This is a genomic window from Aeromicrobium jepli (assembly GCF_047246605.1).
In the GTDB taxonomy this organism is placed as follows: domain Bacteria; phylum Actinomycetota; class Actinomycetes; order Propionibacteriales; family Nocardioidaceae; genus Aeromicrobium.
Genome location: NZ_JBFOKO010000002.1, coordinates 456,371 through 470,084 on the forward strand (window position 1 = coordinate 456,371; position 13,714 = coordinate 470,084).

Genomic DNA, 13,714 nt, shown 5'->3' on the forward strand with positions numbered 1-13,714 from the left:
TGCACGTGAAAGCCGGCTCCGGACGTGCAACGCGTTCCAGAAGTCGAGAGGGACGCGGCGGCACGGCGGCGGCGGGGCCGCTCCCCCGCTACTCGAGGGTCGTGGGGCGCTCGGGGGCGCTCACGTCGTAGCTGCTGGCCTCGATCTCCAGCAGCGGCTGCAGGACCGCGACCTTCTCCTCGGCCTGCTCCGCGCTGCCCCACACGACGGTGCGGCCCTTCGTCAGGTCGAGCTCGATCGAGTCGCGCGTCTCGGCGCGGATCGTGTCGGTGTCGCGCAGCAGCTGCTCGTCGCCCTCGGCGATGTCGGCCGCCACGCGCGCCACCGCGGCCAGCACACGACGGTCGTCGGCGTCCACGTCGAGCTCGGGCAGGTGCGACGGCTTCGAGTTGAGCGGCCGGTAGACCACGCCCGACGCGTCGACCGCCCACGGCGTGCCCGTGCGGTCGATCCACGCGACGGCGCTGCGCTCGGTCACGGCGATGCGCACGCCGTGCGGCAGGTCGCGCTCGACGGTCACGGACTCGACCGGCAGCAGCTCGCCGACGCGCTCGGCCACGGCCTCGGTGTCCAGGCGCGGCAGCGGGGTGCCCATCGGGACCTCGGCCGTGCGGATCACGCGCTCCACCGGGACGTGGTCGGTGCCGGTGACCTGCACGTCGCGGATCTCGAGCAGGCTCGAGAACCACACCGCCCACGCGGCCGCGAGCAGCAGCACGACGGCCAGCACGACGCCCGCGATCCGCAGGCGGGTGCGGCGGCGCTGGCGGCGGAGCTTCTCGGTGAACCGGTCGCTCATCCGGCGTTCTCCCGCAGGAGCGCGAGCAGCGCCGGTCCCACGGTGGTGACGTCGCCCGCACCCAGGGTCAGGACGAGGTCGCCGGGCTGCAGCAGCGGCGCCACGACGGACGGCACCTGCCCGACGGGCCCGCCCGCGACGGCGTCCGGACCGGCGGCGCGACGGACGAGCTCGGACGTGACCTCGGGGTCGGGCTGCTCGCGCGCGAGGTAGAGGTCGGCCACGACGACGAGGTCGGCGGCGGCGAGCTCGCGGCCCATCTGCTCGCCGAAGATGCGGGTCCGGCTGACCAGGTGCGGCTGGAACACCACGACGAGGCGGCCGGCTCCCGCGAGCGACCGCGCGGCCGCGAGGTCCGCGGCGATCTCGGTGGGATGGTGCGCGTACGAGTCGACGACACGGATGCCGGCGGCCTCGCCCTTCGGCTCCATGCGCCGTGCGGCGCCGGTGTGGTCGGCCAGCCCGGCGACGAGGCCCGCGGGGTCGTGGCCCAGCTGGATCCCGGCGGCCAGTGCGAGCAGCGCGTCGGCGGCGTAGTGCCGGCCGGGAACCGCGAGGACGACCTCGGTGGGCTCGAGACCGGGCGCACTCGCGACGAAGCGGGTGGTGGATCCCTCGACGCGGACGTCGGTGCCGCGGACGTCGGCGTCCTCGGCGAACCCGGCCGTCACGACGCGCGGGGCGACGCCGGCCGAGGCGAGCCGGCGGCAGCCGGGGTCGTCCGCCGACAGCACGACGACCTGGTCGACCGTGCCGGCGAACCGGGCGAACGCGTCCTCGTAGGCCTCGACCGTGCCCCACGTGTCGAGGTGGTCCGCGTCGATGTTCGTGACGACCGCCAGGTGCGGTCGGTAGTGCAGGAAGGCGCCGTCGCTCTCGTCGGCCTCGACGACGAACTCGGGGCCGGCACCGCGCCGGGCGTTCGTGCCGAGGCCCGCGACCTCGGCGCCGATCGCGAACGAGGGGTCGGCGCCCGCCCCGCGCAGGGCGAACGTGAGCATCGCCGTGGTGGTGGTCTTGCCGTGCGTGCCGGCGACGGCGACCCGGCGGTCGTGCAGCATCGTGGACATGAGCGCCGCCGAGCGAGGCCACAGTCGCAGGCCGCGGCGCTGCGCCTCGACGACCTCGGGATTGTCCTCGGGGACCGCGGTCGAGGCGATCACGGTGTCGCGGTCGGCGATCAGGGCGGCGTCGTGGCCGGCGTGGCACGCGATGCCGGCGGCGCGCAGCCGCTCGAGCACCTCGGAGTCGCGACCGTCGCTCCCCGCGACGTCGACGCCCGCCTCGTGCATGAGCATGGCGATGGCGGACAGCCCGGCGCCGCCGATGCCGATGAAGTGGACGCGGCCCAGCCGGTCGGCGGGCAGGATCTCGTCGGGGACGTCGATCCTCATCGGCGCTCCTGAGCCGCGCGGTGGATCAGCTGCGCCAGCTGCTCGGCGGCATCACGACGGACGATGCCGGACGCGGCGCGCGACATGTGCGCGAGTCGCTCGGGCGAGGTCACGAGCGGCACGACGGCGCTGTCGACCCAGGCCGGCGTGAAGGCGGCGTCCTCGACGAGGAGCCCTCCCCCGGCGCCGACGACGGGATGCGCGTTGAGCGCCTGCTCGCCGTTGCCGATCGGCAAGGGCACGAACACGGCGGGCAGGCCGACGGCCGCCACCTCCGTGACCGTGTTGGCGCCCGAGCGGCACACGACGAGGTCGGCCGCGGCGTAGGCCAGGTCGATGCGGTCGATGTAGCGCTCGACGACGTACGGCGGGTCGCCCGCGCGGCGGTCGAGCTCGACCTCCTCGGGCCGGCCGGCGGCGTGCAGGACCTGCACCCCCGCGGCGGCGAGGTCGCGGGACGCCGCCGCCATGGTCGTGTTGATGCGGCGCGCACCCTGCGAGCCGCCCGTCACGAGGATCGTGGGGCGGTCGGCGTCGAGCCCGAAGTACCGGCGGCCCTCGTCGCGCAGCGCGTCGCGGTCGAGGTCGGCGATCTGCCGGCGGATCGGCAGGCCGGTGTACGTGGCGCCGCGCAGGTCCGTGTCGGGGAAGCTGACGGCGACGTGCGTGGTGAGCCGCGCGCCGAGCTTGTTGGCGACGCCGGGCAGGGCGTTGCCCTCGTGGACCACGATCGGCAGCTTGCGCCGGCGGGCGGCCAGGTACGCCGGGACCGACACGTAGCCGCCGAAGCCGACCACCACGTCCGGGCGGACCCGGTCGATGACGCCGAGGGTCGCCTTGACCGTGCGCCGCAGGTTCGCCGGCAGCCGGACCAGGTCGGCGTTGGGGCGGCGCGGCAGCGGCACCGGCGGCACGAGCTCGAGCGGGAAGCCGGCCTCGGGGATCAGGGTGACCTCGAGCCCCTTGGGGGTGCCCAGGCACGTGATGTCGTCGCCGGCCTCCGCCAGGACGGCGGCGGTGGCGAGCAGCGGAGAGGTGTGGCCGGCGGTGCCTCCGCCGGCGAGCAGGACCCGCACGGTCAGCGACCCGCCTTCTTGCGCGCCTTGGCGCGACGGGACGTGGCGAGGGCGCGGGCGGCCCCGGGTTCGGTGGTGGCGCAGTTGGCGAGCAGGCCCAGCGCGGCGAGGGTGGCGATCATGCTGGAACCACCGTACGAGACGAGCGGGAGCGGGACGCCGATGACCGGCAGCAGTCCCAGAACCATGCCGATGTTGATGACGGCCTGCGTCGTGATCCAGATCGTGATGCCGGCGGCGAGGTAGCGCGCGAAGCGGTCGCGGCTGCGGTGCGCGATGCGAAAGCCCGTGTACGCCAGCAGCAGGAACAGGGCGATGACGACGAGGCTGCCGGCCAGGCCGAGCTCCTCGCCGATCACCGCGAGGATGAAGTCGGTGTGCGCCTCGGGCAGCGCGCCCCACTTCTGGCGGCTGCTGCCCAGGCCCAGGCCCCAGAAGCCGCCGCGGGCGAAGCCCATCAGCGCCTTGATCGCCTGGTAGCCGGAGGACTCCGGGTCGGCCATCGGGTTCAGGAAGGACATGAAGCGGTCGACGCGGTGCTGGGCCGTCGTGACGAAGAACAGCAGCACGACGAGCAGGCCGGCGCCGATGCCGAGCATGGGCTTGAGCGGCAGGCCGGCGACCCACATCATGCCGGCGATGATCGCGAACAGGATGACGGCGGTGCCGAGGTCCTTCTGCGCGACGACGAGCACCGCGACCGCGCCGGCGACGGGGCCGACGGGCGTGATGACGTAGCGCGCCGTGCCGAGGTACTTGTGGCGGCGCGTGTACAGGTCGGCGATCCACAGGGCGATCGCCAGCTTGGCGAACTCCGAGGGCTGCAGGTTGAAGCCGGCGAACAGCGGGATCCAGTTCCGGTTGCCGTTGATCTCCATGCCCAGCGGCGTGAACGTGAGGCCGATGAACAGCACGACGCCGAAGAGGGCCAGTCGCGAGAGCTGGCGCACGCGCTCGAGCGGCATCCGCATCGCGACGACCATCGCGGTCACGCCGACCACGGCGAAGATCGCCTGGCGACCGAAGATCTCGAAGGAGTTGCCGTACACGCGCAGCGCGAGCACCGAGCTGGCGCTGAGCACCATGATGAGGCCGAGGCCGAGCAGCAGGCCCGTCGTGCCCAGCACCAGCTGGTACGACGCGAGCGGGCGCTCAAGCAGGGTCCGCACGGTGTCGAGGGTCGACGACCGCCGAGATGCGGTGGCACTCATGGCGTTCCTTCGGGGAAGAGAAGAGAAACTGCTCACCAGTGTGACCCGCGGGACGGCGCGCCCCGTGGACCTGCGGCGCGTGTCGCCACGGGACGCCCGTCACCCCGTCGCGGACGCACGCGACGACGCTGGTGGCGCGGGCGCCGCCGGGCGTACCGTCAAGAGATGGGACTGGACGGCGACTTCCCGGCGGCCCGGATCAGCGATCCGGCCGACCGCGTGCCGATCTACTCGGGACGGCGCGTGATCGGCCATCTGGGTCCCGCCGACGGCTACCACTCGGCCGCGACGAACGTGACGTGCCGGATCAGCCGGCGCAACGGCAGCTGGTACCGGCTGCTCAACCCCGCGGGCTGGGACCCGACCGCCCTGACGGCCTACGTCTCGGCCGGGCGGACGTACCTGCTCAACGAGGACTGCCCGCACCCGATGCACGACTGCGTCGGCAACACGGACCAGCCGGGCCCGCCGTGGTGGCGCGACCTCGTCGTCACGACGGCGATCGTGGGCACCGGCATCGCGGCGGCGGTGGCGGCCCAGCGGTTCCGGCGCGAGCGGCGGCCGCGGCCGCCGTTCCCCGAGCCCGGTCCCCCGCCGGACGGCCCCGGACGAGGGTCCTGAGGCTCAGCCGCGGGCGTGGCGCGCGACGGCCTCGGCGAACGCATCGCCGCGATGCGCGTAGCTGCGGAACTGGTCCATCGACGCGGCGGCGGGAGCGAGCAGCACCGTGTCGCCGTCATGGGCGAGCCGCGCGGCCGCGACCACGACGGCGTCCATGAGCGCGTCGGCGTCGTCGGCGCCGTCGACCACCTCGACGGGGACGTCCGGCGCGTGCTCGGCCAGAGCGGCGGCGACGAGGTCGCGGTCGGCGCCGATGAGGACGGCGCCCGCGAGCCGGTCGCGGACGTCGCGGACGAGGTCGCCGTACGTGGCCCCCTTCGCCAGTCCACCGGCGACCCAGACGACGCGCTCGAAGGCCTGCAGCGAGGCGCGCGCGGCGTGCGGGTTGGTGGCCTTGGAGTCGTTCACCCACGTCACTGCGCCGGTGCGGCCGACCTCGCTGATGCGGTGCGGGCCGAGGGTGAAGGCGCGCAGCCCGTCGCGGACCGCGGCGGGACGCACGCCGTGCGCGCGGGCGAGCGCGGCGGCCGCCAGCGCGTTCTCCACGTTGTGCGGCGAGGCGTCGGCCAGGTCGGAGAGCGAGGCCATCTCGGCGGCGCTCGTGGCACGGGTCTCGACGAACGCGCGGTCGACGAGCAGGTCGTCGACGACGCCCACCATGCCGGGCTCGGGGATGCCGAGCGTGAAGCCGATGGCGCGGGCGCCCTCGACCACGTCGGCCTCCTCGACGAGGTGCATCGTGGCCTCGTCGGCCACGTTGTAGACGCACGCGAGCTGGGTGCGCTCGTAGATCCGGCCCTTGGCGGCGGCGTACGCCTCGGCGCCGCCGTGCCAGTCGTAGTGGTCGGGCGCGATGTTGAGCACCGCGGCCGCCTGGGGCGACATCGACTGCGTCCAGTGCAGCTGGAAGCTCGACAGCTCGACGGCCAGCACGTCACGGCCCTCGGGGTCCATGACGGCCTCGAGGATCGGCGTGCCGACGTTGCCGACGGCCTGGGCGCGCAGCCCGGCGGCCTGCAGGATCGACTCGAGCATCTGGACGGTCGTGGTCTTGCCGTTCGTGCCGGTGACCGCGAGCCACGGAGCGGGGCTCTCGCCCCGCAGGCGCCAGGCCAGCTCGACCTCGCCCCACACGGGCAGGCCGCGCCCGGCGGCCTCGGCCAGCAGCGGCGTGGTGGGCCGCCAGCCCGGCGAGGTCACGACGAGGTCCACGTCCTGCGGCAGCGAGGCCGTGGTGCCCGGGCCCAGGCGCACGTCCGCGCCCAGCACCTCCAGCAGCCCGGCCTGCTCGCGGCGACGGTCGTCGCCCTCGGACTCGTCCAGCACGATCACGCTGGCGCCGAGGTGGTTCAGGGTGTCGGCCGCGGCGAACCCGCTGACCCCGAAGCCGGCGACGACGGCGCGGACGCCCTCCCAGGACGACGCGCGGCCGAGGGTGGTGACGTCACGCTCAGAAGGCACCGACGACCCACTCCCAGTAGAACAGGCCGATGCCCGAGATGACGCAGATGCCGCTGATGATCCAGAAGCGGACCACGATCGTGATCTCGGCCCAGCCCTTGAGCTCGAAGTGGTGCTGCAGCGGCGCCATGCGGAAGATCCGCTTGCCCTTCGTGAGCTTGAAGTAGCCCACCTGCAGGATCACCGAGAACGTGATGATGACGAACAGGCCGCCCAGCACGATGAGCAGCAGCTCGGTGCGCGTCATGAGCGCGAACCCGGCCATGAGGCCGCCGAGGGACAGCGAGCCCGTGTCGCCCATGAAGATCTTGGCCGGGGAGGCGTTCCACCACAGGAAGCCGAAGCAGGCGCCCGTCACGGCCGAGGCCACGACGGCGAGGTCGAGCGGGTCGCGCACCTCGTAGCACTTGGGCCCGGGGTCGGGAATGAAGCAGCTCTGGTTGGACTGCCAGACGTTGATCAGCACGAACGCGCCGAACACCATCACGGAGGCGCCCGTGGCGAGGCCGTCGAGGCCGTCGGTGAGGTTCACGCCGTTGCTGGCGCCCGCGATCATGAGCAGGACCCAGATGATCAGCAGGAGGGTCGGCAGCTCCCACGACAGGTCGCGCGTGAACGAGATCGCGTGCGTGATCGGGGTCTGGCCGTTGTCGTTCTCCCAGCCGATCGCGAGCACCGCGAAGATCAGGCCGATGACCACCTGGCCGACCATCTTGGCCTTGCTGCGCAGGCCGAGGCTGCGCTGCTTGGCGACCTTGATGTAGTCGTCGAGGAAGCCGATCACGCCCAGGCCGACGAACAGGAACAGCAGCAGAAGCGCGGAGGCGCTGGGCTCGTAGCCCGTGACGAGCTTGGCGATCGCGTAGCCCAGGACCGTCGACAGGATGATCACGAGGCCGCCCATCGTGGGCGTGCCGCGCTTGACGTGGTGGGTGGTCGGTCCGTCGTCGCGGATCAGCTGGCCGTAGCCGCGCGAGACGAGCACCGAGATCGCGAATCGGGTGCCGACGAGGGTGCCGACGAGTCCCACGACTCCCGCGATCAGTACGGCCAGCATCGGTTCGGTTCGTTCCTTCCAGATCCTCGTCAGGCGCGCAGCAGCGCGTCGGCCACCCGCTCGAGACGGACGCCCCTCGATGCTTTCACGAGGACGACGTCCCCCGCGCCCAGGCTCGCGGCGACGGTCTCGACCGCGGCATCGACGTCCGGGACAGCCGTGCCGATCGTACCCGCACCGCGCGCGATGGCCGCAGCCCCGTCACCCACGGCGACGACCCGCGCGAGGCCGAGCGAGGCCGCCAGCGCGCCCACGCGCTCGTGCGCGGCGTCGGAGTCCTCCCCCAGCTCGAGCATCTCGCCGAGGACGGCGACGCCGCGGCCCGGGGCGAGCTCGGCGAGCGCCTGCAGGGCGGCCGCCATGGACTCGGGATTGGCGTTGTACGCGTCGTTGACGACGACCGCCCCCGAGGCGGTCTCGTGACGCTCCATGCGCATCGGCGAGTGAGCGCCGGCCGTGGCGAGGACGCGGACCGCGTCCGCGTCCGGGACGCCGACGGACGTCGCGATCGCGAGCGTCGCGAGGGCGTTCATCGCGTGGTGGCGGCCCAGCTGCGGGACCGTGACGTCGTACGCCGTGCCGTCGAGCTCGGCGGTGAAGTGCGGGTGGCCGGCGTCGTCGAGCGTGACGTCCCCCACGAGGCGGACGTCGCCCGCGCGACCGAACGTCAGGACGCGGCCGCGCGTGCGCGAGGCCATGGCGGCGACGCGGTGGTCGTCGGCGTTGAGCACGGCCGTGCCGTCCTCGCCCAGCGCCTCGACGATCTCGCCCTTGGCCTGCGCCGTGCGCTCGAGGCTGCCGAACTCGCCGGCATGGGCCGAGCCGACGTTGAGCGCGACGGCGACGTCGGGCGGCGCGATGCGGCACAGGTGCGCGATGTGGCCGATCCCGCGCGCGCCCATCTCGAGCACGAGGTGGCGCGTGTCGGCGCCGGCGCGCAGCACCGTGAGCGGCACGCCGAGCTCGTTGTTGAACGAGCCCTCCGGCGCGACGGTGGGACCGTGCGTGGCCAGCACGTGGGCGACGAGGTCCTTGACGCTCGTCTTGCCCTGCGAGCCGGTGATCGCGACGACGTCGAGCCCGCCGTGCTCGCGCAGGACCGCGAGCCGCGCCTGCGCCAGCCGGCCCAGCGCCTCGACGGGGTCCTCGACGATCACGTGCGGGCCCGGGACCGCGCGGGTGGCGAGGGTGGCGACGGCACCGGCCTCGAGGGCGGCGTCGACGAAGTCGTGGCCGTCGACGTGCTCGCCGGGGACCGCCACGAAGAGCGAGCCGGGCGTCACGCGGCGCGAGTCGACGACGGCGGGGCCCTCGACCACGAGGGCGTCGTCGCCGACCACACGGCCGGACGTGGCGTCGGCCAGCTCGGCCAGCGTCGTGGCGATCACGCGGTGCCTCCCAAGAGCTCGAGCAGGACCTCACGGTCGTCGAACGGGTGGACGACGTCGCCGACCTGCTGGCCGCGCTCGTGACCCTTGCCCGCCACGACCACGGTGTCACCCAGGCGCGCCTCGCGCACGGCGGCGGCGATCGCCTCGCGCCGGTCCCCGACCTCGAGCACCTCGGCCGAGCCGTCGCGCGCGCCGGCCAGCATCTCGGCGCGGATGAGCGCCGGGTCCTCGCTGCGCGGGTTGTCGTCGGTGACGACCACCACGTCGGCGAGCCGGGCCGCGATCTCGCCCATGATGGGACGCTTGCCGCGGTCGCGGTCGCCGCCGGCGCCCAGCACGATGATGAGCCGGCCGGCCGTGACGGGGCGCAGCGCGCCGAGGACGGCCTCGATCGCCTCGGGCTTGTGCGCATAGTCCACCACGGCGGTGAACGACTGGCCGGCGTCGACGCGCTCCATGCGCCCTGGCACGCCACGCGCCGTCGCGATGCCGGCGACGAGCTCGTCGAGGTCGTGGCCCTCCCCCGCCAGCGCGACGACGGCCGCCACGGCGTTGGAGACGTTGAAGGCCCCCGCGAGCGGGACCGACATCTCGACCTCGCGCCCCTCGGGGGTGACCAGCGTGACGTCGCTGTCGAGGCGGTGCGTGCGCACGTTCACGCCGCGCCAGTCCGCCGCGGCGCCCTCGGTGGAGAACGTCGTGAGCGGCAGCGTCGTCTCGCGCGCGAGCCGCTGCCCGTACGCGTCGTCGACGTTGACCACGGCCCGGCGCGCGTGCTCGGGGGTGAACAGCTCGGCCTTGGCCCGGAAGTACGACTCGACGTCGTGGTGGAAGTCGAGGTGGTCGCGGCCCAGGTTCAGGAAGACCGCCGCATCGAGGACGAACCCGTCGACCCGGCCCTGCACGATCGCGTGGCTGGAGACCTCCATGGCGCACGCGGACACGCGCTCCTCGGCCATGACGGCGAACAGCGCCTGCAGCGCGGGCGCCTCGGGCGTCGTCAGGCTGCTGGCCGCGGGACGGCCCGCGATGCGCGTGCCGATCGTGCCGATGACGGCCCCGCGGCTCTCGCCCAATGCCGCCTCGGCGAGGTACGTCGTGGTGGTCTTGCCCTGCGTGCCGGTGATGCCGACGGTCGTGAACCGGTCGCTGGGGTTCGCGTAGAAGGTCGCGGCGAACGACGCCAGGACGCGGCGCGGCTCCTCCACGACGACGTGCGGGACGCCCTCGGGCAGCGAGCGCGCGCCCTCGGCGTCGGTCAGCACGGCCACCGCGCCGGCCTCGAGCGCCTCCGGCACGAAGCGCGCGCCGTGGGTCGAGGCGCCGGGCAGCGCGGCGAACAGGTCGCCGGCCACGACGTCGCGGGTGGAGAGGCTGATCCCCGTCACGACGGCATCGCCACCGTCCGAGCGGCTGCCCAGTGTCTCGGCCACGCGGGACAGCGTCCACGCGGGCGCGGCATTCGGCCTGACCCTCATCTCGTCCACCTGCCCCAACCTATCGGCAGGCACGCGGCCTACCAGTCCTGCTTGATCTTCGGCGACCGCGCCCCGGTGGGCGTCACGCCGAACCGCTCCAGCGCCATCGACATGATGTCCTGGAACACCGGGCCGGCCATCGAGCCGCCGCCCGCGCTCGCCGGCGGCTTGTCGATCACCACGTACGTGATGAACCGCGGGTTGTCCGCCGGCGCGAAGCCCATGAACGAGATCGTGTTCTGGCCGCGGATGTACGTGCCGGTGCGCGGGTTGACCCGCCACGCCGTGCCGGTCTTGCCGGCCACGCGGTAGCCCTCGATCTGGGCCGCGGGCGCGGTGCCGTCGTCCGCCGTGACGGCCTCCATCATGCGGGTGACCTCCGCGGCGGCCTCGCGCGAGACGACGCGCCGGGTCTCCCCCGCGGGCGTCTTCTCGACCGTGCCGTCGGCCTTCGTGACCGAGTCCACGACGCGCGGCGTGCACATCACGCCGCCGTTGGCGATCGCGCCGACCGCGCGGACCATCTGGACCGCGTTGACCGAGACGCCCTGGCCGAACGTCGTCGTGGCCTTCTTCGCCTTGGTCCAGTCGCGGACGGGCGAGACGATGCCGACCGACTCCTCGGGCAGGTCGATGCCGCTGCGCGACCCGAAGCCGAACTTGCGCAGGTACGAGTAGAACGTCGAGTCCGACATCTGCTCGGCCGCGACGATCGTGCCGAGGTTGGAGGACTTGGCGATGACGCCGGCCGCCGTGAGGCGCAGCTGGCCGTGCTGCCAGTAGTCGCCGATCGGGAAGCCGTCGACGACCATGCCCGAGGGCACCTTGATCTTCGTGTCGGCGCGCACCTTGCCCAGGTCGGCCAGGGCGGCCATCGTGATCGTCTTCATGACCGAGCCGGGCTCGTAGACGTTGGAGACGGCGCGGTTGACGAGCGTCTCCTCCGAGACGCCCGAGCGCGTCTGCGGGTTGTACGTCGGGGCCTGCGACATCTGGACGATCTGGCACGTGCGCACGTCCATCGTGATCGCCAGGCCGTAGTCGGCGCCGGCCGAGCTCACGACGTCGCGCAGGCGCTGGTCGGCGTACCACTGCAGGTCGCGGTCGAGCGTCGTCGTGACGTCGCTGCCCGGGACCATCTCCTCGATCTTGGAGTCGGCCATCGGGATCCGCTGGCCCGACGAGGAGACCTCGTACGTGGACGAGCCGTCCTTGCCCGTGAGCGCCTCGTCGTACTGCGACTCCAGGCCGGCGATGCCCTTGCCGTTCTCCTCGGTGATGCCGAGGACGTTCGCGGCGAGCGAGCCGCCCGGGTAGCTGCGCAGGCTCTTGGTCTCGGTGAACACGCCCGTGTACCCGGCCTCGTTCACGGCCTTGACGGCCTTGCGCGCCTCGTACGCGGGCAGGTCCTTCGCGAGGAACACGTAGCGCGACTTCGGCGTGCGCAGCTTCTGGATCGTGTCGAAGTAGTCGATCTCGTCGCCGAGCTTCTCATGCAGGATGCGCGCGATCTCGGGCGCCTTGTCGCGGGCCAGCTGCGGGTCGCCGGTGATCGTCAGCCCGTCGGTGCTCGTCACCAGCTGCTCGCCGTTGCGGTCGACGATGTTGCCGCGCGGCGCGGGCACGGTGGCCTTGCGCGTGCCGGCCTCGACGGCCATCGCGGCGTACGCCTTGGAGTCGACGGCCTGGATCTGGAACAGCCGGCCCGCGAACAGCAGGAACAGCAGCAGGACGCCGATCACGAGCACGCGCAGGCGGGTGCGGGTGACGGTCACGGGCATCAGCCGGCCCTCCTCACGTTGGTGCCGCGCTCGGCGGGCACGGGCTCGCCGATGACCTTGCCGTCGGTGAGCCGCAGGAACACGGGGTTGGCGTTCGGGACCATGCCCTCGGACAGGGCGCGCTCGGCCAGGCCCGACGGGCTCTGCATCTGGTCGACCTCGGTCGCCAGCTGCTCCTTCTGCGCGTGCAGCAGCGTGGCGCGCTGCTGGAGCTCGTCGATCCGGAACGCCTGCGCCTGCATCGCGGTGCTGAGCAGGATGAGCCCGACCAGGCCCACGGCCAGCACGCCGAGCACGACGACGACGAACGGCGCGCGCCGGGCGCGCACCCGGACCGGGCCGACCAGCTTGAGGCCGACGTCGCGGGCGTCGCGGCCACGGGCCGCCAGGCCCGAGGCGAGGGCGGAGGAGCGGGCGGCCGCGGAGCGGCTCAGGGCGCGGGGCGAGGTGGCGGTGCTCATGCGGTGATCCGTTCGACAGCGCGCATCCGGACCGAACGTGCGCGGGGGTTGTCGGCGATCTCGTCCTCGCCGGCCATCTCCGCGCCCCGGGTGAGGGAGCGGAAGCGGGCCTGCATGGACGCGGGCACGACGGGAAGGTCCCGCGGTGCCGTGGTGGTGGTGGCGGCGGAGATGACGCGCTTGGTGATGCGGTCCTCGAGCGAGTGGTACGACAGCACGACGACCCGGCCCCCCACCGAGAGCAGGTCCATCGCGGCCGGCAGCGCGCGGCGGTAGACCGCGAGCTCGTCGTTGACCTCGATGCGCAAGGCCTGGAACGTGCGCTTCGCCGGGTTGCCGCCCGTGCGCCGCGCGGGCGCCGGGATGCAGCGGCGGATGAGCTCGACCAGCTGGTCGCTGCGCTCGAACGGACGGGTCTGGCGCTCCTTGACGATCTCCTGCGCGATGCGGCGGGCGAACTTCTCCTCGCCGTACTCGCGCAGGATGCGCGCCAGGTCGCCCTCGGCGTATGTGTTGAGCACGTCGGCCGCGGTCAGCTCGTCCTCGTCGTTCATGCGCATGTCCAGCGGCGCGTCCTGCGCGTACGCGAAGCCACGCTCGGCCAGGTCGAGCTGCATCGAGGACACGCCCAGGTCGAACAGGACGCCGTCGACCGAGGCCCGGCCGGCGTCGGCGACGACCTCGGCGATCTCGTCGTACACGGCGTGCGCCGGGACGAACCGGTCGCCGAACGGAGCCAGCCGCTCCCCCGCGCGGCGCAGCGCCTCGCGGTCGCGGTCGATGCCGATCACCGTGAGCGTCGGGTAGCGCGTGAGCATCGCCTCGGTGTGGCCACCCAGGCCGAGTGTCGCGTCCACGACGACGGGCTGATCGACCCGCTCCACGACAGGCGCGAACTCCGACACGACGCGGTCCAGCATCACCGGGACGTGCCGGGCGCTCATGCGCCCGCCTCGCCCGTCGCGATGGGGCCCGATCCCCGCC

Annotated in this window: 12 protein-coding genes; 1 reads left to right on the forward strand and 11 read right to left on the reverse strand. The window is 73.4% G+C overall.

Annotated features, from left to right (window positions below):
- Positions 1 to 88: 88 nt before the first annotated feature.
- The 4 genes from AB3M81_RS05855 to ftsW are packed head-to-tail and all read right to left on the reverse strand — an operon-like array spanning position 89 to position 4,438.
- Positions 89 to 799 (reverse strand): cell division protein FtsQ/DivIB, encoded by a 711-nt coding sequence (locus AB3M81_RS05855; protein WP_412902966.1) that lies wholly within the window; start codon positions 797 to 799, stop codon positions 89 to 91.
- The gene (gene murC, locus AB3M81_RS05860) at positions 796 to 2,193 is read right to left on the reverse strand and encodes a UDP-N-acetylmuramate--L-alanine ligase (protein ID WP_412902967.1); all 1,398 of its coding nucleotides are present in this window, start codon (positions 2,191 to 2,193) and stop codon (positions 796 to 798) included. Before murC ends, AB3M81_RS05855 begins: the two co-directional genes overlap by 4 nt.
- Positions 2,190 to 3,269, reverse strand: a complete 1,080-nt coding sequence (murG, locus tag AB3M81_RS05865) for an undecaprenyldiphospho-muramoylpentapeptide beta-N-acetylglucosaminyltransferase (protein ID WP_412902968.1) — start codon at positions 3,267 to 3,269, stop codon at positions 2,190 to 2,192. The genes murC and murG overlap by 4 nt, the downstream gene beginning before the upstream one ends.
- 2 nt (positions 3,270 to 3,271) lie before the next feature.
- On the reverse strand, positions 3,272 to 4,438 hold the full coding sequence (gene ftsW, locus AB3M81_RS05870; protein ID WP_412902969.1) for a putative lipid II flippase FtsW: 1,167 nt from the start codon (positions 4,436 to 4,438) through the stop codon (positions 3,272 to 3,274).
- Positions 4,439 to 4,645: 207 nt separating this feature from the next.
- Between ftsW and AB3M81_RS05875 the strand changes: the two genes are divergently transcribed.
- Positions 4,646 to 5,101: a hypothetical protein gene (locus AB3M81_RS05875; protein WP_412902970.1), complete on the forward strand. Its 456-nt coding sequence runs from the start codon at positions 4,646 to 4,648 to the stop codon at positions 5,099 to 5,101.
- Between the two features lie 3 nt (positions 5,102 to 5,104).
- On the opposite strand, the gene murD is transcribed toward AB3M81_RS05875, so the two are convergent.
- The 7 genes from murD to rsmH all read right to left on the reverse strand — a co-directional run bounded on the left by murD (position 5,105) and on the right by rsmH (position 13,674).
- Positions 5,105 to 6,562 (reverse strand): UDP-N-acetylmuramoyl-L-alanine--D-glutamate ligase, encoded by a 1,458-nt coding sequence (gene murD / locus AB3M81_RS05880; RefSeq protein ID WP_412902971.1) that lies wholly within the window; start codon positions 6,560 to 6,562, stop codon positions 5,105 to 5,107.
- Positions 6,552 to 7,619 (reverse strand): phospho-N-acetylmuramoyl-pentapeptide-transferase, encoded by a 1,068-nt coding sequence (mraY, locus tag AB3M81_RS05885; protein ID WP_412902972.1) that lies wholly within the window; start codon positions 7,617 to 7,619, stop codon positions 6,552 to 6,554. Before mraY ends, murD begins: the two co-directional genes overlap by 11 nt.
- Before the next feature lie 29 nt (positions 7,620 to 7,648).
- Positions 7,649 to 9,007, reverse strand: a complete 1,359-nt coding sequence (locus tag AB3M81_RS05890) for a UDP-N-acetylmuramoyl-tripeptide--D-alanyl-D-alanine ligase (RefSeq protein WP_412902973.1) — start codon at positions 9,005 to 9,007, stop codon at positions 7,649 to 7,651.
- Complete coding sequence (locus AB3M81_RS05895; RefSeq protein ID WP_412902974.1) at positions 9,004 to 10,443, reverse strand: UDP-N-acetylmuramoyl-L-alanyl-D-glutamate--2,6-diaminopimelate ligase; 1,440 nt, start codon at positions 10,441 to 10,443, stop codon at positions 9,004 to 9,006. The genes AB3M81_RS05890 and AB3M81_RS05895 overlap by 4 nt, the downstream gene beginning before the upstream one ends.
- Positions 10,444 to 10,526: 83 nt before the next feature.
- Positions 10,527 to 12,269, reverse strand: coding sequence for a peptidoglycan D,D-transpeptidase FtsI family protein (locus AB3M81_RS05900; RefSeq protein WP_412902975.1), 1,743 nt, complete (start codon positions 12,267 to 12,269; stop codon positions 10,527 to 10,529).
- Complete coding sequence (ftsL, locus tag AB3M81_RS05905) at positions 12,269 to 12,730, reverse strand: cell division protein FtsL (RefSeq protein WP_412902976.1); 462 nt, start codon at positions 12,728 to 12,730, stop codon at positions 12,269 to 12,271. The genes AB3M81_RS05900 and ftsL overlap by 1 nt, the downstream gene beginning before the upstream one ends.
- A complete protein-coding gene (gene rsmH / locus AB3M81_RS05910; protein ID WP_412902977.1) occupies positions 12,727 to 13,674 on the reverse strand; it encodes a 16S rRNA (cytosine(1402)-N(4))-methyltransferase RsmH in 948 nt (315 codons plus the stop codon). The genes ftsL and rsmH overlap by 4 nt, the downstream gene beginning before the upstream one ends.
- Positions 13,675 to 13,714 lie beyond the last annotated feature (40 nt).

Coding starts and splice junctions, on each gene's coding strand:
- AB3M81_RS05855 (WP_412902966.1), bottom strand. CDS start 799: ATGAGCGACCGGTTCACCGAGAAGCTCCGCCGCCAGCGCCGCCGCACC.
- murC (WP_412902967.1), bottom strand. CDS start 2,193: ATGAGGATCGACGTCCCCGACGAGATCCTGCCCGCCGACCGGCTGGGC.
- AB3M81_RS05875 (WP_412902970.1), top strand. CDS start 4,646: ATGGGACTGGACGGCGACTTCCCGGCGGCCCGGATCAGCGATCCGGCC.
- mraY (WP_412902972.1), bottom strand. CDS start 7,619: ATGCTGGCCGTACTGATCGCGGGAGTCGTGGGACTCGTCGGCACCCTC.
- AB3M81_RS05900 (WP_412902975.1), bottom strand. CDS start 12,269: ATGCCCGTGACCGTCACCCGCACCCGCCTGCGCGTGCTCGTGATCGGC.
- ftsL (WP_412902976.1), bottom strand. CDS start 12,730: ATGAGCACCGCCACCTCGCCCCGCGCCCTGAGCCGCTCCGCGGCCGCC.
- rsmH (WP_412902977.1), bottom strand. CDS start 13,674: ATGAGCGCCCGGCACGTCCCGGTGATGCTGGACCGCGTCGTGTCGGAG.